The following is a 23,932-nucleotide window of genomic DNA, read 5'->3' as shown; positions in this document are numbered from 1 at the left end:
CCATGACCACCACCCCCGCCAACGGCGCCCCTGGCCTGCCCACCGCCGCGAACCCCACCGGCTGGCGCTTCGAGACCCGCCAGGTCCAGGCCGGCCACACCCCCGACGCCGAGGTCGGCGCACGGGCCCTGCCGATCTACCAGACCACCTCCTTCGTCTTCCCCGACGCCCAGGAGGCCGCCGACCGCTTCGCCCTGAGCTCCCTCGGCCCCATCTACACGCGGCTCGACAACCCCACCAACGCCGCCGTCGCCAGCCGCATCGCCTCCCTCGAGGGCGGCGTCGGCGCCCACCTCGTCGCCTCCGGCCTCGGCGCCGAGGCCCTCACCTTCCTCACGCTCGGCGGCGCGGGATCCAACATCGTCGCCTCCCCCTCCCTGTACGGCGGCAGCGTCAACCTCCTCTCGCAGACCCTGCCCAAGCTCGGCATCGACGTGCGCTTCGTCGAGACGCCCGGCGACGCCCGTGCATGGGCCGCCCTCGCCGACGAGCGCACCATCGCCTTCTTCGGCGAGTCCATCCCGAACCCGCTCGGCGACATCCTCGACATCGAGCCCATCGCGGCCGCCGCCCACGAGCTCGGCATCCCGCTCGTCGTCGACAACACCATCGCCTCCCCCTACCTCATCCGCCCCATCGAGTGGGGCGCCGACATCGTCGTCGAGTCGGCCACGAAGTTCCTCGGCGGGCACGGCTCCTCGGTCGCGGGCGTCATCGTCGACTCCGGACGCTTCGACTACGCCTCGCAGCCCGAGCGCTTCCCCGACTTCAACACCCCCGACCCCTCCTACAACGGCCTCGTCTACGCGAAGGACCTCGGGGTCGGCAGCCCCCTGGGCAACGTCGCCTTCATCCTCAAGGCGCACACGGCCGGTCAGCGCGACCTCGGCTTCGCCGCGAGCCCCTTGAACGCCTTCCTCCTCCAGCAGGGCGTCGAGACCCTGTCCCTGCGCATGGAGCGCCACGTCGACAACGCCCTCAAGGTGGCCACCTGGCTCCAGGACCGCCCCGAGGTCGCCGAGGTCCGCTACTCGGGCCTGCCCGCCTCGCCCTACCACGCGCTCCAGCAGAAGTACTCGCCGCGCGGCGCCGGCAGCGTCTTCGGCTTCGACCTCGCCGGCGGGCGCGAGGGGGGCGCGGCCTTCATCGACCACCTCACGCTGTTCTCCAACCTCGCGAACATCGGCGACGTCCGCTCGCTCGCCATCCACCCGGCCACGACGACGCACGCCCAGCTCGACGAGGCGGGCCTGGCCAGGGCCGGCATCAACGCCGGGACCGTGCGCCTGAGCATCGGCATCGAGCACGTCGACGACATCATCGCCGACCTCGCGCAGGCGCTCGAGTCCCTGGCCTGAGACACGAGACCACCGGAGTCCCCAGCAGCATGACCGCGCAGCACCAGCACGAACCCGGCACCGACGGCACGTGGACCGAGTGGCCCGGCGTCGGCACCGCCTCGGCCAAGCTCGTCGACCGGCAGGCCGGCTCCCCCACCGGCGCCTGGCGCCCCGGCGACGACCCCGGGCACCGCCGCTTCCTCGAGATCGGGGACCTGCCCCTCGAGTCCGGGGAGACCCTGCCCGGCACCGTCCTCGCCTTCGAGACCTGGGGCGACCTCTCCCCCGACGCCGACAACGCCGTCCTCATCCTCCACGCCCTCACCGGCGACTCCCACGTCACCGGCGAGGCCAGCCCGGGGCACCCCACCGCCGGCTGGTGGTCCGAGCTCGTCGGCCCCGGCCGCGCCATCGACACCGACCGCCACTTCGTCGTCGCCGCCAACCTCCTCGGCGGCTGCCAGGGCTCGACCGGCCCCTCCTCGATCGCCCCGGACGGCCGCCCGTGGGGCTCGCGCTTCCCCTGGCTCACCACCGGCGACCAGGTCGCCGCCGAGGCCCGACTCGCCGACGCCCTCGGCATCGAGGCCTTCCACCTCGTCCTCGGGGCGTCGCTGGGCGGCCACCGGGCCCTGGAGTGGGCGGTCTCCCGCCCCGAGCGGGTGCGCAACCTCGCGGTCCTGGCCTCGGGGGCGTCGACGACGGCGGACCAGCTCGCCTGGTGCCACCTCCAGGAGCTCGCGATCGTCGCGGACCCCTATTTCTTCGACGGCGACTACTACTCCCACTCCATCGGGCCCGTGCGAGGCCTGGGCCTGGCGCGCGCCATCGCCCACACGACCTACCGCTCCGCGGCCGAGCTCGACGCCCGGTTCGGGCGCGCGCACCAGGGCGACGGCGACCCCGCCGTCGGCGGCCGGTACCAGATCGAGTCCTACCTCGACTACCACGCGGGCAAGCTCCTCGCCCGCTTCGACGCCAACACCTACCTCATCGTCACCCACTCGATGATGGTCTTCGACGTCGGCCAGAAGCGCGGCGGCACCGAGGCCGCGCTCGGCACGATCACGGCGCGCGCCCTCATCGCCAACGTGGACTCCGACCGGCTCTTCCTGCCCGCCCAGGCCGACCAGCTCGAGCGCTCCATCCCGGACGCGCGCCGCGAGGTCATCACCTCCCTGCACGGGCACGACGGCTTCCTCATCGAGACCGAGCAGGTCGACGCCATGCTCCGGGACTTCCTCGCGGGAGCCTGAGGTGAGCGGCACGGGCACGGCACCCGGCACGGGCCGCGACGGCGCTGACGGCCCCGCCCGCCCGGCCGCGGGCCGCGAGCGCGGCCCGGTCCCCGGCGCCCCGGAACCGGCGCCCACGGACCAGTGGTCCCCCGACCACCTCGGCCCCGGCTTCCAGCAGCGCACGATCCCGCTGCGCCCCGACGCCGAGGACGACGGCGCCGTCGCCACCCTCGTGCGGCACGTCCCGGCGGAGGACCCGCACGCCCTCCCGGGCACGCCGAGCTCGCCGCGCTTCGCGATGCTCTACGTCCACGGGTGGAACGACTACTTCTTCCAGACGGTCCTCGCCCGCGACGTCGCCCGCACCGGGGGCGCCTTCCACGCCCTCGACCTGCGCCGCTGCGGCCGCTCCCTGCGCGCGGGGCAGATGCTCGGCTGGACCACCTCCCTCTCCGCCTACGACGAGGAGCTCGGCGTCGCCCTCGCCCTCGTGCGGGCCGCGCACCCGGGGCTGCCGCTCGTCCTCATGGGGCACTCCCTCGGCGGCCTCATCACCTCCCTGTGGGCGGACCGCCACCCCGGCGCCGTCGACGCCCTCGTGCTCAACGGGCCCTGGCTCGAGATCCAGGGCTCGCCGCTCGTGCGCGTCCTCGGCTCCCGCGTGCTGCGCACCCTGGGGCGCCGCGACCCGCGCCGCCCCCTGCCGCTGCCCGCCTCCGATCCGGCGAAGGTCCTCGACGTCGCCCGCGGGTGGACGCCCGCCGACGGCCCGGTGCCGGACCCGGCATGGGCCGAGGACCCCTGGGTGGTCGGCTACCCGCTCGTCGACCCGTGGCGACCCCTGGAGGGATCCCCGCTCCGCCCCGGATGGCTGCTCGCGGTCATGGAGGGGCAGGCGCGGGTCGCCCACGGCCTCGACGTCCGTTGCCCCGTGCTCACGATGTCCGCCGCGCGCACGCACCTGTCGCTCACCCGGACCGAGGACTCCCGGCGCGCCGACCCGCTCGTCGACGGCGACGCCTGCGCCCGCCGCGCGGTCGGGCTGGGCGGACTCGTCACGGTCGCGCGCTTCGAGGGCGCCGTCCACGACGTCGTCCTGTCCGCGCCGCCGGTGCGCGAGCAGGCGCTGTCGGCGCTGCGCCGGTGGCTCGGCGCCTACGTCCTGCGGTGAGGCGCCCGCCCTCCTCCCGGGCGAGGCGACGCGACCGGCATCCGCCTCGAGACGGAGTCGCCCAGGGCGCCCGACCCGCCAGGATGGAGCCATGGCAGCAAGCACCCCGACCGTGTCCCAGCCCGAGGAGCCGGAGGACACGGCGCCCGGCCCCCTGCGCCGGGCGGCGGCCGCAGCTGTCCGACCGGCCCGGGCGGCGTGGTCCTGGTGCGCCACCGGGCCGGTCAGCCTCTCCCTCGCCGCGCTCCTCGTCCTCGCCCGCGTCATCGAGCTCCTCGCGCGCGGGTCCCGTGCCGTCGCCGGCGGCTCCGTGCTCGCAGCCCCGCTCGAGGGGACGGAGCGCCCCTGGGCGCTGCTGACCGCGTGGATGGGCACGGGCGTGCTCGGCCCGCTCATCGGCGCCGTCGCCCTCCTCACCGCCGGCGTCCTCCTCGAGCGCTACGAGAGCTCGCGCCGCTTCGCCCTGGCCGCGCTGGTCGGGCACGTCATCGGCGTCGGCGGTGTCGTCCTCCTCCACCCCGCCCTCACGGCGATCTGGCCCACCTGGGGGCAAGGCATGGAGGAGCGCGCCGTCAGCGGCGTCGCCCTCCTGCTCGCCGGAGCGCTCGGCGGGGCCTCAGAGCTCATGGGGCGCCGCTGGCGCTGGCGCAGCCGTCTCCTCCTCCTCGGCCTGCTGGCCCTCGTCGCCGCCGTCACGGGCACGGCGAGCGAGGTCGCCCGTCTCCTGTCCGCCCTGGCCGGGACGCTGCTGGGCGCCGTCGCCTGGCGCAGCGCACGCCCCTCCACGGCCGCCGCCACGGCCCGCTCCTCGCGCTCCGTGCTCGCCGTCCTCGTCACGGGCTGGTCCCTCACGATGGGGCTCTCGGTCATCTCGAAGGCCGCCTCCGGGCCCCTGTCCGGCGCCCGCATCGGCCTGGCCGGCGGCGAGGACGCGCTGAGCGGCATCGGCTCCGTCGTCCTGGCCCTCATGCCGGTCCTCCTCCAGCTCGCCCTCGCCGAGGGCCTGCGCCGCGGACGCCGCACCGCCGCGATCGGCACCATCGCCCTCCAGGTCCTCCTCGCCGTCACCTCGGTCCTGTCCGTGGCCACGGGTCAGGTGGGCCACGAGGCCGTCGTCATCCCCTCCTCCGGCCCCTGGCTCGTCTCGAGCCACCTCGCGCTCCCGCTCGTCCTCAACCTCCTCGTCGTCCTCCTCGTGGCCTGGACCTGGCGCGAGCTCGACCAGCGCACCAGCCGCGGCGTCCTGCGCCGGGCACTGGGGGTGTGGGCGGCGACCGCCGCCGTGTGCGCCGGCGCCGCCGTCGTCATCGGCCTGGCCGACGCCGACGGCTTCAGCCCCGAGGGCAACGCCTGGGACCTCTTCTGGGACTACGTCACCCGGCTCCTGCCCAGCTCCGCCGAGCCCTTCCTCGCTCCCCAGCTCATCGCGCGCTCGGTCCTCGCCCACGTCGCCGTCCAGGGCATGCCGGCCATCGCCTGGCTCGTCGGCGCCGGTGCCACCCTCGTCGCCATGCTCGCCCCGACGGCCGAGGGCGGAGCGACCCGGGACGACCTCAAGGACCTCGTGCGCTCCACCGGCGCGGGCTCGTTGGGCTGGATGCTCACCTGGCCCGGCAACGAGGCCCGGCTGTCGGCCGACGGCCGCACCGGCTTCGCCTACCGCACCGGCTCCGGCGTCGCCCTCACGCTGTCCGACCCGGCCTGCGCGGCCGCGGACGTCGAGGGCGCCGTCGACGACTTCACCGCCTTCTGCCGCGAGACGGGCCTCATCCCGGCTCTCTACTCCGTGCACGATCCCGCCATGAGAGTCGCCCGCGCCCGCGGCTGGACGGTTCTCCAGGTGGCCGAGGAGGCCGTCGTCGACCTGCCGGACCTCGCCTTCAAGGGCAAGGCCTTCCAGGACGTGCGCACCGCCCTCAACCACGCCTCCCGCGAGGGCATCACCGCCGTGTGGACAAGCTGGCGCGAGGCCCCCGAGGGCCGCCGCGACCAGATCCGCGCCATCTCCCGGGGCTGGGCCGGGGAGAAGGCCCTGCCGGAGATGGGCTTCACCCTGGGCGGTCTCGCCGAGATCGACGACGACGAGACCCGCCTCCTCCTCGCGGTCGACGAGGAGGGCACCGTCCACGCCGTCACCTCCTGGATGCCGGTCTACGAGGAGGGCGAACTCGTCGGCCTCACCCTGGACGTCATGCGCAAGCGCGACGGCGGGTGGCGCCCCAGCATCGAGTACCTCATCGCCCGCGCCGCCCAGGACGCCCAGGCCGAGGGGCTGCGCTTCCTCTCCCTGTCGGGCGCGCCGCTCGCGCACTCGCCCGCCCCGGAGGGCGTCGACGACGCCGGGGCCTCGCGCTTCGACCCACTCCTCGACCTCCTGGCAGGCCTGCTCGAGCCCGCCTACGGCTTCGGCTCGCTGCACTCCTTCAAGAGGAAGTTCAAGCCGCGCAGCGTCCCCATGTACCTGGCGGTGCCCGACGTCGTCGACCTGCCCACGGTCGGCCTCGCGATCGCGCGCGCCTACGTCCCGGACATCACGCCGGCCCAGGCGGCCCGCTTCGCACAGGTCCTCGTCTCCCGTGACTGAGGTCCGCGGCCGGGGCCCGTCCCCCGTGGGCCGCGTCCTGAGCGTCCGCGTCCCGGCGAGCGCCCCGGCGGGGCTGCGCCCGCTGTCCCCGCGTCCGGCGCGGCTCTACCTGCCGCCGGCGCACCCGGACCCGGAGATCCGCCCCGGCTCCGGCGAGGGCTCGGCCCCGTCCGGCGGGGCCGACGGCTCCGGGCTCCCGGTGCTCGTCCTCATGTCCGGCCAGCCCGGCTCCCCCGAGGACTGGGTGACGCGGGGAGGGCTCGTGGAGACGATGGACGCGCTCGCCGCCCTGTACGACGGGATCGCGCCGATCGTCCTCGTCGTCGACCAGCTCGGTTCGCCGTGGCGCAACCCTCTCGGCTCGGACACGCCCCGCGGCGGCGCGGCGGCGACGTACCTCGAGGAGGACGTCCCCTCGTGGCTGCGCGGGCACACCGCCGCGACCGCGGACCCGGCGCGCTGGGCGATCGGCGGAGTCTCCAACGGAGCCACCTGCGCCCTCCAGGTCATCGCCCGACGACGCGGCCCCTTCCGGACCTTCCTCGCCATGAGCGCGCAGGAGCACCCGTGCCTGGAGCCGCCGGCGCTCACCGTGCCCGTCGGCTTCGGCGGGGACCGAGTGGCCTTCGAGACGAACGATCCCCTCAGCCTGTGGGCCGCGGCCCGGCCGGGCGCGTACGACGGTGTCGCCGGGGTCCTCTCAGCGGGGCGCTCCGACCGCCGCTACGCCCCGGCGGCGCCGGTGCTGGCCCGAGCGGCGGGCGCGGCGGGCATCGAGGTCTCGACGCGCACCTACACCGGTGGGCACGAGTGGTCCGTGTGGTCGCGGGCCCTCGCCGACCAGGCCGGCTGGCTGGCCGGCAGGCTGGGGCTCGGGGCTTGAGGGCGCCGGCGCTCCGCCGACGGCCGGCACCGGGCCGACAGGACGCCACCGAGCCGGTCCCGGCCCGGGTCCGCGCACTCGGCCGGAGGGCCGGGCCCCGCGGCAGCCGCAGCCCCGTGGAGGGCTCAGCCCCGTGCGGAGGGCGGCTGCTGCCGGCGCTCACGCAGGCTGACGGCGAGACCGCGCGGCACGAGGCGGGCGAGGACCCGGCGCGGGGCGGACGCGGAGGCGCGCAGGGCGGCGACGGCCTCCTCGAGGCCCGCGGCGAGGTCATCGGTTCCCGTGGGCGCCTCGTCCGTGTAGTGCTCCGCGGTGGCCGCGCGGGCGAGCCGGGTAGCCGCGGTGAGGCCGGCCGGCACCGCCGCGCCGAGGGCCTCCGCCGCAGCCTCCGGGGTCTGGGCGCGCAGCGGCGTCGACGCGCTGAGGAGCCCGAGGTCGTGGGCCTCGGCGAGGAGCTCGCGCCAGGCGGCGCGGGCCCGTGCCGGCCCCTCGGCGGTCCGGCGGCGCCGGGAGCGGCGCTCCGCCTCGCGCACCGCGGCGGGCAGGAGGAGGACGAGGGCGACGACCAGGATCCCGCCCAGGGCCCGCAGGACGGGCCACGGTCCCTCAGCGCGCCCACCGTCGGCACCGGCCGCCGCGGCCGCGGCGGCCGAGGACGCGGGCGCGGAGGTGCTCGCCGTCCGCTCGGGCGCGGCGGTGCTCGGGCTCGTGCTCGGCGTCGGCTCCCCGACAGTGGCGTCGGCCTGGTCGGCGCGGGCTCCGGCGCCCCCGGGGGTGGGCTCGAAGGCGGTCCAGCCCTGTCCGGCGATCCAGACCTCGGGCCAGGCGTGCAGCTCCTCGCCGGTGACGGCGGTGCCGGCGCCGTCGGAGCGGGTCGCGTAGCCGACGGCGACGCGGGTGGGCAGCCCGAGGCTGCGGGCCATGAGGGTGAAGGTTGCGGCGTAGTGGACGCAGTAGCCGGAGCGGTCCCTGAGGAAGGCGCGCACGGTGTCCATGGGTGAGGCGTCCTCGCCGTCGAAGGAGCCGGGGGCGGACTCGTCGTAGGTGAAGCCGTTGCCGTGGAACCAGGCGGCCAGGGCGGTCGCCTGGGACTCGGGGGCGGTGGCGCCGGCCGCCGAGACGACCTCCTGCGCCCGGGAGGAGACCTCGGCCGGGGAGCCGGCGGGCAGCGCGGTGTAGGGCGTGAGGGCGGCGGCGCTGGGGGTGGCGGCCTCGGGGCGCTGGGCCGCCTGGTCCTGGCCGGCGACGCTCGTCCAGCCCAGCACGGTGTAGGACTCGCCGCGCTCGAGCGGATCGGCGGTGGTGGTGGCCGTGGAGGTGCCGTTCACCCACAGCCAGTCGCTCGTCCGGGTGCCGGCCGCGTCGGTGACGAGGGCCGTCGACTGGAGGGTGGGGAGGCGGTCGGTGGCGAGGGCGACGTCGGTGATGCGCAGCCGCTCCAGCCCGACGGCGCTCGGGTCGCTCCCGGAGGCGGTGACGGCGCCGCCAGCCGTGAGGGCTCCGTCGCCGTCGGCGTCCTCGAGGGTGTCGACGCTCGACGCGGGGACGGTGGCGTCCAGGGGCTGCCAGGTGGTGCCGTCGAGGTCGCGGATGACGGCGAGGGTGAGGCGCAGGGAGCGGTGGGCGGGGGCGCCGTCGGTCTCGTCGGTGTAGCGCAGGACGGTGCGGTCGTCCCCGCTGACGAGGTCGTGCCCGAGAGTGATCGTGGGGTCGGCGCTCGTCGAGCCGCCCCGGGTCTGGGCGGGTGTCACGACGACGGCTTCGGGGACGACGGGAAGGAGGAGAGCGGTGAGCCCGAGGGCGAGCCCGACGGCGAGGAGGCGCCCTCCCCCGGAGCGGAGCGCGAGCAGGACGCGTCGCCGCCGGGCGACGGGGCGGGATCGCGAGGGGCGCCGCGGGGGCGCGCCCGTGACGATGAGGAGGAGGACGCAGACGGCGAGCAGCGCGACCGTGCGGCCCGGGGCGCTGCGGGCGGCGAGCACCGGCGGCATGAGGAGCGCGAGCCCGGGGACGAGGGCGGTGCCGCCAACCTGGTCCGCTCCCCCGGCGGACATGAGGGCGCAGGCCCACCCCAGCAGGAGGCAGGCGACGAGGACGACGACCTCGAAGGAGCCGGTCACCGTCATGGGCGGGACCGTGCTCCTGGCGAGGCCGCCCGCCTCCTGGAGCGCGGCGCCGGGGTCGGTCAGCCAAGGGCCGAGGACGCCGCCGTCGCGCGCGACGAGGACGAGGCCGACGGCGCCGGCGAGCAGGCCGAGGAGGACTCCCGTCAGGGGACGACGGGGCGCCGCGGTCCGGGCGGCGCCCGGGACGACGAGGGCGAGGGTGACGACGGCGAGGGCGTGCCCCCGCCAGGCGCCCGCGGCGAGCACCGGCGCGAGGGCGTCGAGGACGAGGGCCCATGCGGCCAGCACGATGAGCGAGGCGATGAGGGGCTGCCAGCGGGCCGGGGCGGCCTCGACGGGCCGTGTTGCGGCGGTTCCCGGGGCCGTGTGGGTTCGCCCGTGGCGGCGTGCGGCGGCAATCACGGGCGGCTCCCCTCGTCGAGGCGGAGGGCGCCGTCCTGGACGCGGACGAGGAGGTCGGCGCCGAGCCCGCCGGAGTCGGGTGCGGGGCCGGCGGCGCCGGTGATGAGGAGGTCGACGGTCTCCGGAGCGTCGGCGGAGAGGTCGCCGACGGCGCGGTGGGTGAGGGGCGCGGCTCCGAGGACTCGGCCGGCCGGTGCGGTGGAGGCCGGCGCGCGTGTCTCGGCCGCGTCCTCGTCGGCGCGCGGGAGGAGCGCGAGGGCGCGGCGTGCCGAGCCGCGGTCGGCCCCGTCCTGGCCGCCGCCCCTCGGAGACTCCTCAGCGGGGAGGCCGTCGATGAGGAGCTCGGCGCGCCTGCCCGCGGCCGCGAGCTCGGTGAGGAGGGCTGCGGCGAGGCGGATGGCGCGCTCGCGGTCGCGGGCCGCGCCGTGGTGGTCCCCGCCGTCGGTGCTCCGGGGGTCCGCCGTCCGCGGGGTCCCGTCCTGGGCGCGCGCCGCGGACGCCGCCCGGTAGGAGTCGGGGTCGGTGTCGAGGGCGATGACGGCGCTCGGGCTCTCCTCGTCCTCGCGCTCGGTGACGAGGAGGGAGTCGGTGCGGGCGGACTGGCGCCAGTGGATCGAGGCGAGCGGGTCACCGGGGCGGTAGGGGCGCAGGTCGCCGCTCTCGCCGCCGCCGCGCGTGCGGGACGACTGGAGGGCACCGTCACCCCGTTCGCGGGAGACGAGGGCGCCGAGCACCTCGCCGGGCACGGTGAGGGGGCGCGGGAGAACGACCGTCTCGGTGACGCCGCGCAGCGCGCGGTGCCCGCGGGCGAGGCCCAGTGGCTCGGTGAGGCTGAGACGGCGGGCCTCGATCCGCAGGAGGCCCCGGTCGTGGAGGTCGAGGACGAGTGCGGCGGCGCCGTCGAGTGCCGGCGTCCTCAGACCGGCGGGGGCTGCGGCACGCGCGGTTCCGCCCGCCCGCCAGGTGAGGTCGATCGGGGCGTCACCGGGTGCGCGCAGGGGCAGGGTCCAGGAGACCGCTCGGCCGGCGGGCACCTCGTCGGGTCCGGGGAGGGTGCCCGTCGGGCCGGTGCGGGCGGCGAGCACCCAGGCGCTCAGGAGGGCGACGACGAGGACGCTGCCGAGCAGGATCGCGGCGTCCGTGAGGAGGCCGGCGCCCGCCACGCGGGTGCCGAGGGCGTAGCCGGCCACGCCGAGAGCGACGGCGAGGGCGAGGAGCCACCAGCCCGTCGAGGTCGGCAGGGCCCCGCACCAGCCGGTCGCCCGGCCGGTCCTCCGGTGGACCGTCCGGTTCCGCGCCCGGCCGTCGCGTGGACGACGGGCAGGGTCGGACGGGTGAGGCTCCAGGCTGCTCACCGGCGTCCCGGGACCCGGGTCGTGGCGACGACGCGCTCGAGGGCGGCGGCCGCGGCCTCATGGGCGGCGGCGCTCGCCCAGCGCCCCGCGGGGAGCACCCGGTGGGTGAGGACGCGGGCGGCGCAGCGGGCGACGTCGTCGGGGCCCACGAAGGCGCGCCCGTCCATGGCGGCGACGGCTCGGGCGAGGGCGAGGAGCTGGAGGCCGGCGCGCGGGCTGGCCCCGAGGGCGAGGTCCTCGCTCGCGCGGGTGGCGGCGACGAGGGCGACCGTGTAGCGGGCCGTCTCCTTGGGCACGCGCAGGCGTGCGACCTCGCGGCGGGCGCACCGGGCCTCGGCCTCGCTCGCGACGGGGCGGAGGGCGTCGAGCGGGTCCGCTCCGGCACGGTCGAGGAGCATGGCCGCCTCGGCGTCGGCGTCCGGGTAGCCGAGGGAGAGGCGGGTCATGAAGCGGTCGCGTTGCGCCTCGGGGAGGCGGTACGTGCCCTCCATGTCGAGGGGGTTCTGGGTGGCGAGGACGAGGAAGGGGTCCGGCAGCGCGAGCGTACGGCCCTCGACGCTGACCTGCCCCTCCCCCATGGCCTCGAGGAGCGCGGACTGGGTGCGCGGGGTGGCACGGTTGATCTCGTCGGCGATGACGACGCCGGCGAAGACGGGTCCCGGGTGGAAGCGGAACTCGCGGGTGGACTGGTCGTAGACACTGACGCCGGTGACGTCGGCGGGCAGCAGGTCAGCGGTGAGCTGGATGCGGTTGACGGTGAGGTCGAGGCTGCGGGCCAGGGCGAGGGCGAGGGTCGTCTTGCCGACTCCGGGGACGTCCTCGACGAGGAGGTGGCCGCCGGCGAGGAAGGTGGCGACGGCGGTCTCGATGGCCTCCTGCTTCCCGACGACGACGCGGCCCACCTGCTCGGTGAGCGCGCGGCCGAGCTCCGCGGCGGTCCGGGGCTGTGCCGACGCAGCGGTGGAGCCGTGCGAGGCGGCGGGGGCGGTGGGGCTCATGGGCGCGATTGTGGCACGCGGCCCGGACACGATCGGGTCCCGGACTCGGCCCCTCTCGACGTCGGGGCCGGCACCGCGACCGGCGGCGGTGGCCCTGCGGCCGGCCGGTGCGTACTCGGCCGGTCCCCGGCCCCCTCGTGGGAGGGGGCCGGGGACCGGTCGGTGGCGCGGTGCTCGGATCAGCGCGGGCGGCGTGCGCCGTGCGCGCTCAGGCGAGCGGCGACGTCGTCACTCCTCGCCGTCGTCCTCGGGGAAGAAGACGGCGGCGCGGCCGGCCTCGAGGCGGGCGACCGGGACGCGGAACGGGGAGCAGGACACGTAGTTGAGCCCGACCTGGTGGAAGAAGTCGATGGACTCCGGGTCACCACCGTGCTCGCCGCAGACGCCCATCTTGAGACCGGGCTTGGTCTTGCGACCGCGCTCGACGCCGAGCCCGACCATGCGGCCGACGCCTCGGGTGTCGATGGTCTCGAAGGGGGACACGCCGAAGACGCCCTCCTCGAGGTACTCCTTGAAGAACGCCCCCTCGACGTCGTCGCGGGAGAAGCCCCACGTCGTCTGGGTGAGGTCGTTGGTGCCGTAGGAGAAGAAGTCGGCCTCCTCGGCGATGGTGTCCGCGGAGACGGCGGCGCGCGGCAGCTCGATCATGCAGCCGATCGGGAAGTCGAGCTTGTAACCGGACTTGCCGGAGACCTCGGTGAGGACGGCCTCGGCGCGCTCACGGGCGATCTGGAGCTCACGGACGCTTCCGACGAGCGGGATCATGATCTCCGGGTGCGGGTCGCCGCCGGCCTTGAGGCGCTCGACGGCGGCCTCGGCGATGGCGCGGACCTGCAGCTCGATGAGGCCCGGCATGGTGAGCAGGAGGCGGACGCCTCGCAGGCCCAGCATCGGGTTGGCCTCGTGGTTGCGGCGCACGACGGCGAGCAGCTGCTCGTCCGCAGGGTCGAGGACGCCGTTGGCGCGGTCGACGGCCACCTTGACGCTCAGCTCGGTGAGGTCGGGGAGGAACTCGTGCAGCGGCGGGTCGATGAGGCGGACCACCATGGGCTTGCCGTTCATCGTCTCGAACATCTTGACGAAGTCGCCCTTCTGCAGCGGCAGGAGGGCCGCGAGCGCGTGCTCGCGCTCCTCGTCGGTCTCGGCGAGGATGAGGTTCTGGACGAACTGCTTGCGCTCGCCGAGGAACATGTGCTCGGTGCGGCACAGGCCGACGCCCTCGGCGCCGCGGTGGATCGCGTGGCGGGCGTCGTCCGGGGTGTCCGCGTTGGCGCGGACGCCCAGGCGGCGGACCTTGTCGGCGTGGCGCATGAGGCGGTCCACGGAGGTGACGAGCTCGCGGGTGTCGACGTCGCCGGCGCGGTCGAGGGCCTCCTCGAGGCCGCGACGCAGGTAGGTCATGACGGGCGAGTCGGAGACGGGCACGTCGCCGAGGAAGACCTCACCGGTCTGGCCGTCGATGGCGATGACGTCCTCGCTGGTGAGGACGAACTCGTCCTCACGGCCCAGGACGCGGACGGTCTTGGTCTCGGCGTCGACATCGAGCTGGTCGGCGCCGCAGACGCAGGTCTTGCCCATGCCGCGCGCGACGACGGCGGCGTGGGAGGTCTTGCCGCCGCGGGCGGTGAGGACGCCGGCGGCCGCGACCATGCCGGGCAGGTCGTCGGGGTTGGTCTCGCGGCGGACGAGGATGACGGACTCGCCGGCCTCAGCGCGCTCGACGGCCTCGGCGTTGTCGAAGGCGATGTGGCCGACGGCGGCGCCCGGGGAGGCCGGGTTGGCGCGGGTGAGGAGCTCCTTCGCCGCGGAGTCCGCGAACTGCGGGAACATGAGCTGGGTGAGCTGGTCACCGGTGACGCGGGTGAGGGCCTCGTCCATGGTGATGAGCTTCTCGTCGACCAGCTGGGTGGCGACGCGGAAGGCGGCGGCGGCGGTGCGCTTGCCGACGCGGGTCTGGAGGAGCCAGAGCTTGCCGCGCTCGATGGTGAACTCGATGTCGCACAGGTCGCGGTAGTGGGTCTCGAGCTTGCGCATGGCGGCGCGCAGGTCGTCGTAGCTCTGGCGATCGATGTTCTTGAGGTCCGCGAGCGTGAGGGTGTTGCGGATGCCGGCGACGACGTCCTCGCCCTGGGCGTTGATGAGGTAGTCGCCGTAGACGCCGGAGCGGCCGGTGGAGGGGTCGCGGGTGAAGCAGACGCCGGTGCCGGAGGTGTCGCCCATGTTGCCGAAGACCATGGTGCAGACGTTGACGGCGGTGCCGAGGTCGTGCGGGATCTTCTCGCGACGGCGGTAGATGTGGGCGCGCTCGGTGTTCCAGGAGCGGAAGACGGCCTCGGTGGCCATGTCGAGCTGGACACGCGGGTCCTGGGGGAAGTCGAGGCCGGCCTGCTCGAGGACGATCGTCTTGTACTCGGCGACGAGCTCCTTGAGGGCGTCGACGGGCAGCTCGTAGTCGAGGTTGACGCCGCGGTCGCCCTTCTTGGCCTCGAGGGCGCGGGAGAAGTGCTCGCCGTCGATGTCGAGGACGGTCTTGCCGAACATCTGGATGAGGCGGCGGTAGGAGTCCCAGGCGAAGCGCTCGTCGGAGGCGGCGGCCGCGAGGCCCTCGACCGACTCGTCGTTGAGGCCGATGTTGAGGACGGTCTCCATCATGCCGGGCATGGAGAACTTGGCGCCGGAGCGCACGGAGACGAGGAGCGGGTCCTCGGCGGCGCCGAGCTCGCGGCCGAGCTCCTCCTCGACCTCGCGCAGAGCGGTGGTGACCTGCGGGGCGAGCTCGTCGGGGACCTCGTGGTCGTGGAGGTAGGCCCGGCAGGCGTCGGTGGTGATGGTGAAGCCGGGGGGAACGGGGAGTCCCAGGCGGGTCATCTCGGCGAGGTTCGCTCCCTTGCCGCCGAGGAGGTCCTTCTGGTCCTTGTCGCCCTCGCTGAAGCGGTACACGTACTTGGGCATCGTCGCCTCTTTCGCATTCCTTGTGAGTCAAGGGGTGTGTGCTGTCGAGGGCCACACTACTGTGACGGTCGTCTAGGGCCCAAACCACACCGACCAGGTGGGTGATTCGCCTCATCGCGGCCTGGGCCCCTCGCCCTATCCGCGTCATGACGCCGATGAGCGGACGTCCGTGCCCCGTCCTGCGAGCGTCCCGCGATCGGCGCCCTCGCCGGCTCACACGGGTCGTCACCGGTCTGCGCGGGCCCCCACCGGCCGGGTCGCGCCACGCGGCGGCCCAGCGCCCGGGCTCGCGCCGCGACTCGGCGAGGTCGGGGACGAGGAGGCGCACCGAGGCCTGCAGCGCCTCGCCCGCCTCAGCCACGAGCGCCCCGAGGGACTCCCGCAGTCCCGCGTGGTCGACGGCGCCGCCGCGCCGGGCGATCCACCCCGCCTCGCGGGCGCGGTCGCGGCCAACGCCGCAGGCGCGGCGCTCGGGCGGCTCGAAGACGCGCACGGAGGACAGCCAGCGGTAGGCGAGGACCGTCATGTCCGGGCGCGCGTCCTTGAGGCGGACGGACGGCGGCGGCGGGGCACGGTGCGGCACCGCGCCCGGTCCCGGCACGACGAGGGGCGCCGCCCGGACACGTGGTCCGGACGGCGCCCCTGTCACGGCTCGAGACGTGCTCGGGCCGGTGCGTGCTCACTCGGGGATCGAGGGCTCCTCGCCGAGGTCGGCGATGGAGTGCGGACCGTCCTCGCGGAGGGCGGTCGCACCCTGCCCGTCGTCGACGAGCTCGGCGCGCACGGCCTGCACCTGGCCCGCCTCGCGCTCGCGGGCGGCGACGATCGCGCGGCGCGCCGCGGCGGTCGCGGACTCGGCGCGCCGCAGGTGGGCGCGTGCCTTCTCCTCCGCCGCGAGGGCGACCTCGACCTCGGCCTGCGCCTCGGCGACGGACGGGTCCTGGTCGACGAGGTGGGCGGGGGCGGAGGCGAACATCTCCTTGACGTCGAGGTCGGGGTTCTCCTCCTGGGTCTCGACGAGCTGAGCGGCCTCCTCCTCGGTGGTGACGGCCGGCATGGAGCCGGGCAGCGGCCGACGGGCCGTCTCCTTGAGGCGGGCGATGGCGAAGAGGCCGAAGAAGGAGGTGACTATGAGGTAGACGGCCGGCGTCGTGGCCGAGTGGGTCGCCGCGGAGATCGCCTCCATGATGAAGGCCGAGGTGCCGCCGAAGAGGGCGACGGCGATGTTGTAGGCGATGCCCATGCCGGAGTAACGGTGGGCCGTCGGAAAGATCGCGGGCAGGGTCGCCGCGAGGTTGCCGACGTAGGCGGCCGTCGGGTACGCGAGGACGACGAGGCCGAGGAAGGTCATCCACATCTTGCCCTGCTGCATGAGCAGGAAGGCGGGGATCGCGAAGAGGATCGTGACCGCCGCGGCGGAGAAGAGGATCGGCTTGTGCCCGATGCGGTCCGCGAGGGCACCGATCGTCGGGATGAGGAAGGCGACGCCGATGAGGACCGGCAAGGACAGGAGGGTCCCGTGGACGGCGTCGTAGCCGAGCGTCGAGGTGAGGTACGTCGGGATGTAGGACGTGAGGGCGTAGCTGACGGAGTTCGCGCCGGCGACGAGGACGAAGACGGTGAGGAGCTCGCGCCAGTAGGTGGTCACCATCGCCTTGAAGGGCAGCGGGCCCTCCTCGGACTTCATGAGGTCGGTCTCGGCCGCGGCGAGGTCGACGTCCCCGGACTCGTCGTCGGCCTGGGAGCCGCGGAAGGCCGGGGTGTCCTCAATGTGGGACCGGATGTACACCGCGATGGCGCCCATCGGGAGGGCGAGCATGAACGGGAAGCGCCAGCCCCACGTGTCCATCGTGGACTCGGGGAGGGTCACCATGAGGATGGTGACGAAGCCGGCACCGAGGGCGTAGCCCATGTAGGAGCCCCAGTCGAGGAGGGCGGCGTAGTAGCCGCGCTTCTTGTCCGGTGAGTACTCGGTGACGAAGGTCGTCGCACCGGCGTACTCACCGCCGGTGGAGAAGCCCTGGATGAGCTTGAGGGCGATGAGGAGGATCGGCGCGGCGACGCCGAGCACGGACCAGGCCGGTAGGACGCCGATGCCGAAGGTCGCCAGCGCCATCATCGTGAGGGTGAAGGCGAGGATCTGCTTGCGGCCCATGCGGTCGCCGAGCGATCCGAGGATGACGCCGCCGAGCGGGCGGGCGATGAAGGTGACGGCGAAGACGCCGAGGGAGAAGAGGTTCTGGACCGTCGTCGAGGCTCCGGGCAGGAAGGCCTTTCCGATGAGGACCGAGACGTAGCCGTAGACGCCGACGTCGTACCACTCGATGATGTTGCCGACGACGGCGCCCACGATCGCCTTGCGGAGCGCGGACTCCTCGACGACGGTGACGTCGTCGGTGCGCAGGCGCCGGCGGCGGCGCATGTTGGCGAGGCGGCGGCGCTCGCGCTCGGCCTTCTGGGCGGCCTTGGCGGCGCGGGGCTTGCCCGTGCGGTCCGCCTTCTCCTGCGCCTTGCGGGCACGCTTCTCGGCGTTGACGTCGACCCTCTGTGCGGGAGGCTTGCTCGACTGGGTGGGCGTGCTGTCCATACGATTCCGTTCCTCACGCGACCCGTCTTGCCAGGGCCGCTCGGTCACCCGCGCCGACGGTGCGGCGCCGCGGAGGGCCCGGCCAGCCGGACGGTCGGGAGCAGTGGCTCGGGATCGTGAGGGAGGGGGCCACCTCGCTCACCGCGTGCGCTGGGTGAGGCACTGAGCGATACGGCATGACCCCGAATGGTCCGGAACCATAACAGAAAGTATGAGACGCGTCCTCCACGCGGCTGCGGTCACGCCCACCGTGAACCGATCGTGACGTGCGACGACTCCCCCGCCGCGCGCACGAACGCCGTCCCGAGGAGCCCGGGAGCGGGCTCACGAACTCGGAACGGCGTCGTGACGCGGGCCTCAGAGGATGCGGCGCGGCTCCTCAGGCCTGCTGGACGACGAGCACGTCGCAGTGGGACTTGCGCAGCACCTGGATGCTCGCGGCGCCGAAGAGGCGGCCGGTGAAGGTGGTGGAGCCCTGCGAGCCGACGACGATGAGGTCGGCCTGGGACTCGAGTGCGACGAGCGTGAGGGCCGGGACAGCCCGCCCCTCGACGACGACGCCCTGGACGACGGCGACACCGGCCGCGGCGGCCCGCTCACGGGCCCGCTCAACGACGTCGTAGGCCTCGGTCTCGCTCAGGGTGGTCTCGTGGAAGCGCAGCTCGGGCCCCGCCTCGGTGGCGGTGCGGGCGCGGTCACGGGCGCTGACCGGGTCGAAGCCGGCGACGAGCAGCAGGGTCGCGTCGTGGGCGACGGCCTCGGCGCAGGCGCGCTCGAGGACGGTGGTGTCGGCGTCGAGGTCCGCGACCCCGGCGACGATAGTCGAGTAGGACATGGTGGATCCTCCTGGTTCGTGGCGGGGCGCGGTCAGGCGACCGTCGTCGGGGTGGTCTCGACGACGCCGACGCGGGCGAGCGGATCGGCGTCCTTCTCGACGTTGATCCACTGGATGAGCAGGCCGGCGACGCCGAGGAAGGCCCCGGCGAACAGCAGCGCGTTGACCGGGCTGGCGCCGAGGAGGTGGTCGTAGACCCAGCCGAAGGTGAAGGTCTGAATGAGCATCGGGATGACGATCATCATGTTGAGCACGCCCATGTAGACGCCCTGGCGCTCGTGGCGGATCATCTCGGTGGCCATGACGTAGGGGATGCCGTTGATGGAGGCCCAGGCGATGCCGATGCCGATCATCGGCAGGTAGAGGATCGTCGTGTGGCCTACCGACCCCAGGTGGGTGAGCAGGTAGAAGCTCACCGCAGCGATGAGCAGCGAGATCGTGTGGACGTGCTTGGGGCCGATCGCCGCGGAGGCGCGGGCCAGGAAGAGCGCCACGACGGTGCAGGACAGGTAGTAGGCGACCATGAGGCCGGTCGCGAAGCCGGAGGCGTGCGAGAAGGCCTCGGTGGAGGCGTAGCCGGGCTTCGTGATGTCGACGCCGAAGTACTTCACGGCGCACATGAGGCCCAGGTACTGCCAGAAGACGTTCATCGCGTACCACTGGAAGAAGTAGACGCAGGCGAGCTTCTTGAGGCCGCGGGGCATCTCCGTGATGGCGACGACGATGTCCTGGACGAAGCCGAAGGGCCCCTCCTCCTTCTTCTTGCGCTCGAGCTCGGCCAGCTCGAGCTCCGTCGGCGGGAGCTCCTTGGTGGACAGGACCGAGACGAGGACCGTGGAGATGGAGCAGACGGAGCCGACCATGAAGGCGCCGAAGATCCAGTAGGGGATCCCGGCGGCGGTGGCGCCCTTGAGCGTGACCTCGAGGACGGAGAGGGTCCCGGCGGCGAGGGCTGAGCCGGCGCCGCAGAAGAGGGACTGGACGAGGAAGCCCTTGGCGAGCTGGTTGCGTGGCAGCCGGTCGGCGATGAAGGCGCGGTAGGGCTCCATGGCCGTGTTGTTGCTGGCGTCCAGCAGCCACAGGCACAGCGCCGCCATCCAGACGGCCGTCACGAAGGGCATGAGGAAGAGGAAGACCGAGCAGCCGATGGCGCCGATGATGAAGAAGGGCTTGCGGCGCCCCCACTTCGGGGACCAGGTGCGGTCGGAGAGCGCACCGATGATGGGCTGGATGAGCAGACCCGTCACGGGGCCGGCGAGGTTGAGGATCGGCAGCTCGTCGGGCGAGGCGCCCAGGAACTGGTAGATCGGCGACATCGCGTTCTGCTGCATGCCGAAGGAGTACTGGATCCCGAAGAATCCGAGGTTCATGAGCAGGATCTGCGTCGTGCTCATGAGGGGCTTGTGCGCGGTGTCGACGACTCCGCTGCGCGTCTGCTGCGCCATGAGGGGTCCTTGGGCCGGGGACGGGGGAGGACGCCGCCGGTGCGCGCGGGCGAGCAGGGGATCGTCACGCGGCCGGGGACGTCGTCCGCTGACTGTACGCGCATCGACGACGTCCTAGGGAGCGTTCGGGACCATCGATTGGCATACACAGGTGCACCCTCCCGCTCGAGAGCGCTGCGGAACGATGACGGAGGGCGGGCACCCCCACGGGTGCCCGCCCTCCGTGAGCGGTGCGGCGCCGTCGGCGGACCGGGGTCCGGTCGGCGGCGCGGCCTCAGCGCGTCGTCAGCCCTCCTGCGGGGCGGCGCCGTCGGACGTGACCGGGGTCGTCGGGGCGACCGGGGCCGCCGGCGAGGTGCCGTCCTCGACCTCGGAGACCGGGGCGGCGCCGAGGCCGTCGATCGCGGCGTCGTCGTTCTCGAGCGGGTCGGAGCCGACCTTCGGGTCCCAGGGCTCCCCGCGGAAGGTGAACTCCCCGAGGATGCCCTCGCCCTCGGCGTCGACGACGACCTTCTGGCCGCGCTCGATCTCGCCGAAGAGGATCTTCTCGCTCAGGGCGTCCTCGATGTCGCGCTGGACGGCGCGGCGCAGCGGGCGGGCGCCGAGGACCGGGTCGAAGCCGCGCTCGGCCAGGAGCTCCTTGGCGGCGTCGGTGAGCTCGATCGTCATCTCCTGCTCGGCGAGGCGCTTGTCGAGGCGGGCGACCATGAGGTCGACGATCTCGCGCACCTCCTCCTTGGTCAGCTGCGGGAAGACGATGAGGTCGTCGACGCGGTTGAGGAACTCGGGGCGGAACTGCTGCTTGAGCTCGCGGTTGACGTGCGCCTTCATCTCCTCGTAGTCCATCGTGCCGCCCTCGGTGGACTGGAAGCCCGTGGCGACGGCCTTGCCGATGTCCTTCGAGCCGAGGTTGGTCGTCATGATGATGACGGTGTTCTTGAAGTCGACCAGGCGGCCCTGCGAGTCGGTGAGGTGCCCGTCCTCCAGGATCTGGAGGAGCGAGTTGAAGATGTCCGGGTGGGCCTTCTCCACCTCGTCGAAGAGGACGACGCTGAAGGGGCGACGCCGGACCTTCTCCGTGAGCTGGCCGCCCTCGTCGTAGCCGACGTAGCCCGGAGGGGCGCCGAAGAGGCGCGAGACGGTGTGCTTCTCGGCGAACTCGGACATGTCGAGCTGGATGAGGGCGTCCTCGTCGTCGAAGAGGAACTCGGCGAGGGCCTTGGCCAGCTCGGTCTTACCGACGCCGGTGGGGCCGGCGAAGATGAAGGAGCCGCCGGGGCGCTTGGGGTCCTTGAGGCCGGCACGGGTGCGTCGGATCGACTTGGACAGGGCCTCGATGGCCTTGTTCTGACCGATGACGCGCTTGTGGAGCTCGGCCTCCATGTTCATGAGCTTGGCGGACTCGGCCTCGGTCAGCTTGACCACCGGGATGCCGGTGGACATGGCGAGGACCTCGGCGACGAGGTTCTCGTCGACCTCGGCGACCTGGTCGAGGTCGCCGGACTTCCAGGCCTTCTCCTTCTCGGAGCGCTCCTCGGTGAGGCGGCGCTCGTCGTCGCGCAGGGCCGCGGCGCGCTCGAAGTCCTGGTCGTCGATCGCCGACTCCTTCTCGCGCTTGACCTCGGCGATCCTCTCGTCGATGTCGCGGAGCTCCTGCGGGGCGGTCATGCGGCGGATGCGCAGGCGCGCGCCCGCCTCGTCGATGAGGTCGATCGCCTTGTCCGGCAGGTAGCGGTCGTTGATGTAGCGGTCGGAGAGCTTGGCGGCGGCCTCGATGGCGTCGTCGGTGATGACGACGCGGTGGAAGGCCTCATAGCGGTCGCGCAGGCCGGTGAGGATCCCTATGGTCTCCTCGATCGAGGGCTGCTCGACCGTGACCGGCTGGAAGCGGCGCTCGAGGGCGGCGTCCTTCTCGATCTTGCGGTACTCCTCGAGGGTGGTGGCGCCGATGGTCTGGAGCTCGCCGCGGGCCAGCATCGGCTTGAGGATGCTGGCGGCGTCGACGGCACCCTCGGCCGCGCCCGCACCGACGAGGGTGTGGATCTCGTCGATGAACAGGACGATGTCGCCGCGGGTGCGGACCTCCTTGAGTACCTTCTTGAGGCGCTCCTCGAAGTCGCCGCGGTAGCGGGAGCCGGCCACGAGGGAGCCCATGTCGAGTGAGTAGAGCTGCTTGTCGCGCAGGGTCTCGGGGACGTCGCCGTGGACGATCGCCTGGGAGAGGCCCTCGACGACGGCGGTCTTGCCGACGCCGGGCTCGCCGATGAGGACCGGGTTGTTCTTGGTGCGGCGGGAGAGAACCTGCATGACCCTCTCCATCTCCTTGTGGCGGCCGATGACCGGGTCGAGCTTGCCCTCGCGCGCGGCGGCGGTGAGGTTGCGGCCGAACTGGTCGAGGATCGCCGAGCCGGAGGGGGTGCCCTCCTTCGAGGCGGGACCGGCGTTGACGGTCTCCTTGCCCTCGTAGCCGGAGAGCATCTGCATGACGGTCTGGCGGACCGTGGACAGGTCCGCGCCGAGCTTCGTGAGGACCTGGGCGGCGACGCCCTCGCCCTCGCGCAGCAGGCCGAGCAGGATGTGCTCGGTGCCGATGTAGTTGTGGCCGAGCTGGAGGGCCTCGCGCAGGGAGAGCTCGAGAACCTTCTTGGCGCGCGGCGTGAAGGGGATGTGGCCGGAGGGGGCGGACTGGCCCTCGCCGATGATCTCGACGACCTGGGCGCGCACGGCGTCCAGGGAGATGTCCATCGACTCGAGGGCCTTGGCGGCGACCCCCTCGCCCTCGTGGATGAGGCCGAGGAGGAGGTGCTCCGTGCCGATGTAGTTGTGGTTGAGCGCGCGGGCCTCGTCCTGGGCCAGGACGACGACGCGGCGGGCGCGGTCTGTGAAGCGTTCGAACATCGCTGGTTTCTCCTCGGCACGTGCTTTCGGGTGGGCGCGCCCGGCGGTCTCGCACGGGGAGGCTCGGAGAGCCGCCGGAGACAGGGCGCTGGCACGTGCTGGTAAGGCTAACCGCGGGGGTGGGGGCGGCATGCCACTGTTCGCAGTGGGCGTGGAGAAGGGTTGAGCCGAGGAGGCTCAGGGTTACGGGGTCCACCGGCGCAGTCCGGTGACGGAGCCGGTCCGAGGGGCGGGGACGAGCTGTAAATTCCCATCCTTCCTGGCCGTTCTGTGTCAAATTCTCATTGGCACGTCATATTTCTCGTCTAGTTGACCAAAGGGCGTCCTCGGGGTGTGCCGGGTCACATGCCTGAGGTCCTGTTCTGCTCCGCCAGTGGCGAGGAGGTCGCGTCAGACTGGGAGTACGCGCTCGCCGACGAAGTGGTGGCGGCCTCGAGGTCGTCTCGGCCCTTCCATGAGCGGGTCCAGATGAGCTCGCACTCGTAGGACTTGTTCAGTGCCTCGGCGGCCGCGTTGTCGTAGGAGGAACCCACCGCGCCGGTGGACGCCTCAATTCCCTCACTCAGGAGACGATCGGCGTGCCTGATGGACAGGTGACGTTGAGTCGTGGTCGGAGTGGTGCGCGAGCCCGGCCAGGCTGCGCCCGTCACAGTCCTTGCGCTGCCACACGGCCTGTTCGAGAGCCAAGAGGACGAAGTCGGTGCCCCGTCCGGCTGGAGGTTGACCACCCCACGGTCCGGCGGGAGTAGAGGCCCCGTCACGAAGGCCGTGTAGCAGAACCCGGACCAGGTGCGGATGTAGGCGTACGTCCACGACCCACCGCCGATTCGGATGCTCGGCGGTGAAGTCGCGGCGGACCAGGTCCTCGGGCTAGCGTGAGCAGGCCGCGGGCCGTGCGGTGCGCATCGAGCGTCCCGGCCCGATACCGACCATCCCCAGGGCCCGCATGCGCCGCTCGACGGTGCAGCGAGCCACCCGGAGGGCCGGCTCGGCGGCGTTGATCAGACGCCAGGTCTTACGCGACCCCAGAGCAGCGTTGAAGGACTGCTCACGCAACGCTCGCAGGCGCTCATCAACCACCGCGCCTGACACCGCCCTGCGCGAGGGCGAGCGGTTGC

At 73.6% G+C, this 23,932-nt stretch carries 15 protein-coding genes; 5 read left to right on the top strand and 10 right to left on the bottom strand.

The annotated features are described in order from the left end of the window. Positions 1-2 precede the first annotated feature (2 nt). The 5 genes from AXF14_RS06725 (at position 3) to AXF14_RS06705 (ending at position 7,216) form a co-directional block, all read left to right on the top strand. The gene (locus tag AXF14_RS06725) at positions 3-1,358 is read left to right on the top strand and encodes an O-acetylhomoserine aminocarboxypropyltransferase/cysteine synthase family protein (protein WP_067941890.1); all 1,356 of its coding nucleotides are present in this window, start codon (positions 3-5) and stop codon (positions 1,356-1,358) included. Positions 1,359-1,387: 29 nt separating this feature from the next. Then, on the top strand, positions 1,388-2,596 hold the full coding sequence (metX, locus tag AXF14_RS06720; RefSeq protein ID WP_067941888.1) for a homoserine O-acetyltransferase MetX: 1,209 nt from the start codon (positions 1,388-1,390) through the stop codon (positions 2,594-2,596). 1 nt (position 2,597) lies between these two features. Further along, entirely contained in the window at positions 2,598-3,749 is a 1,152-nt protein-coding gene (locus AXF14_RS06715) for an alpha/beta hydrolase (RefSeq protein ID WP_084355423.1), read from the top strand. 91 nt (positions 3,750-3,840) lie between these two features. After that, a complete protein-coding gene (locus AXF14_RS06710) occupies positions 3,841-6,333 on the top strand; it encodes a bifunctional lysylphosphatidylglycerol flippase/synthetase MprF (RefSeq protein ID WP_084355422.1) in 2,493 nt (830 codons plus the stop codon). Next, entirely contained in the window at positions 6,326-7,216 is an 891-nt protein-coding gene (locus tag AXF14_RS06705) for an alpha/beta hydrolase (RefSeq protein ID WP_150118442.1), read from the top strand. Before AXF14_RS06710 ends, AXF14_RS06705 begins: the two co-directional genes overlap by 8 nt. A 125-nt stretch (positions 7,217-7,341) precedes the next feature. Here AXF14_RS06705 and AXF14_RS14680 read toward each other — a convergent pair whose 3' ends face one another. From AXF14_RS14680 to AXF14_RS14890, 10 genes are all read right to left on the bottom strand, one after another. Further along, positions 7,342-9,744 (bottom strand): transglutaminase domain-containing protein, encoded by a 2,403-nt coding sequence (locus tag AXF14_RS14680; RefSeq protein WP_067941884.1) that lies wholly within the window; start codon positions 9,742-9,744, stop codon positions 7,342-7,344. Continuing rightward, entirely contained in the window at positions 9,741-10,934 is a 1,194-nt protein-coding gene (locus AXF14_RS06695; protein WP_150118441.1) for a DUF58 domain-containing protein, read from the bottom strand. The genes AXF14_RS14680 and AXF14_RS06695 overlap by 4 nt, the downstream gene beginning before the upstream one ends. Positions 10,935-11,095: 161 nt before the next feature. Then, positions 11,096-12,097 (bottom strand): AAA family ATPase, encoded by a 1,002-nt coding sequence (locus tag AXF14_RS06690; protein ID WP_084355421.1) that lies wholly within the window; start codon positions 12,095-12,097, stop codon positions 11,096-11,098. Between the two features lie 228 nt (positions 12,098-12,325). Continuing rightward, complete coding sequence (gene ppdK / locus AXF14_RS06685) at positions 12,326-15,049, bottom strand: pyruvate, phosphate dikinase (protein WP_067941880.1); 2,724 nt, start codon at positions 15,047-15,049, stop codon at positions 12,326-12,328. A gap of 679 nt (positions 15,050-15,728) precedes the next feature. Further along, complete coding sequence (locus AXF14_RS06680; protein WP_084355420.1) at positions 15,729-17,636, bottom strand: MFS transporter; 1,908 nt, start codon at positions 17,634-17,636, stop codon at positions 15,729-15,731. A 379-nt stretch (positions 17,637-18,015) separates the two neighbouring features. After that, positions 18,016-18,471 carry a universal stress protein gene (locus AXF14_RS06675; RefSeq protein ID WP_067941878.1) on the bottom strand — a complete coding sequence of 152 codons (456 nt, stop codon included), beginning with the start codon at positions 18,469-18,471 and terminating at the stop codon, positions 18,016-18,018. Positions 18,472-18,503: 32 nt separating this feature from the next. Further along, positions 18,504-19,916, bottom strand: coding sequence for an MFS transporter (locus AXF14_RS06670; protein WP_067941876.1), 1,413 nt, complete (start codon positions 19,914-19,916; stop codon positions 18,504-18,506). Between the two features lie 285 nt (positions 19,917-20,201). Next, positions 20,202-22,814, bottom strand: coding sequence for an ATP-dependent Clp protease ATP-binding subunit (locus AXF14_RS06665; RefSeq protein ID WP_084355419.1), 2,613 nt, complete (start codon positions 22,812-22,814; stop codon positions 20,202-20,204). A gap of 341 nt (positions 22,815-23,155) precedes the next feature. After that, positions 23,156-23,464: a hypothetical protein gene (locus tag AXF14_RS13670; RefSeq protein ID WP_150118440.1), complete on the bottom strand. Its 309-nt coding sequence runs from the start codon at positions 23,462-23,464 to the stop codon at positions 23,156-23,158. A gap of 220 nt (positions 23,465-23,684) precedes the next feature. Next, the gene (locus AXF14_RS14890) at positions 23,685-23,894 is read right to left on the bottom strand and encodes an IS3 family transposase (RefSeq protein ID WP_417861630.1); all 210 of its coding nucleotides are present in this window, start codon (positions 23,892-23,894) and stop codon (positions 23,685-23,687) included. Positions 23,895-23,932 lie beyond the last annotated feature (38 nt).

This window comes from Actinomyces radicidentis, from assembly GCF_001553565.1.
Lineage (GTDB): Bacteria > Actinomycetota > Actinomycetes > Actinomycetales > Actinomycetaceae > Actinomyces > Actinomyces radicidentis.
This window is presented reverse-complemented; position numbering and strand designations above follow the sequence as displayed.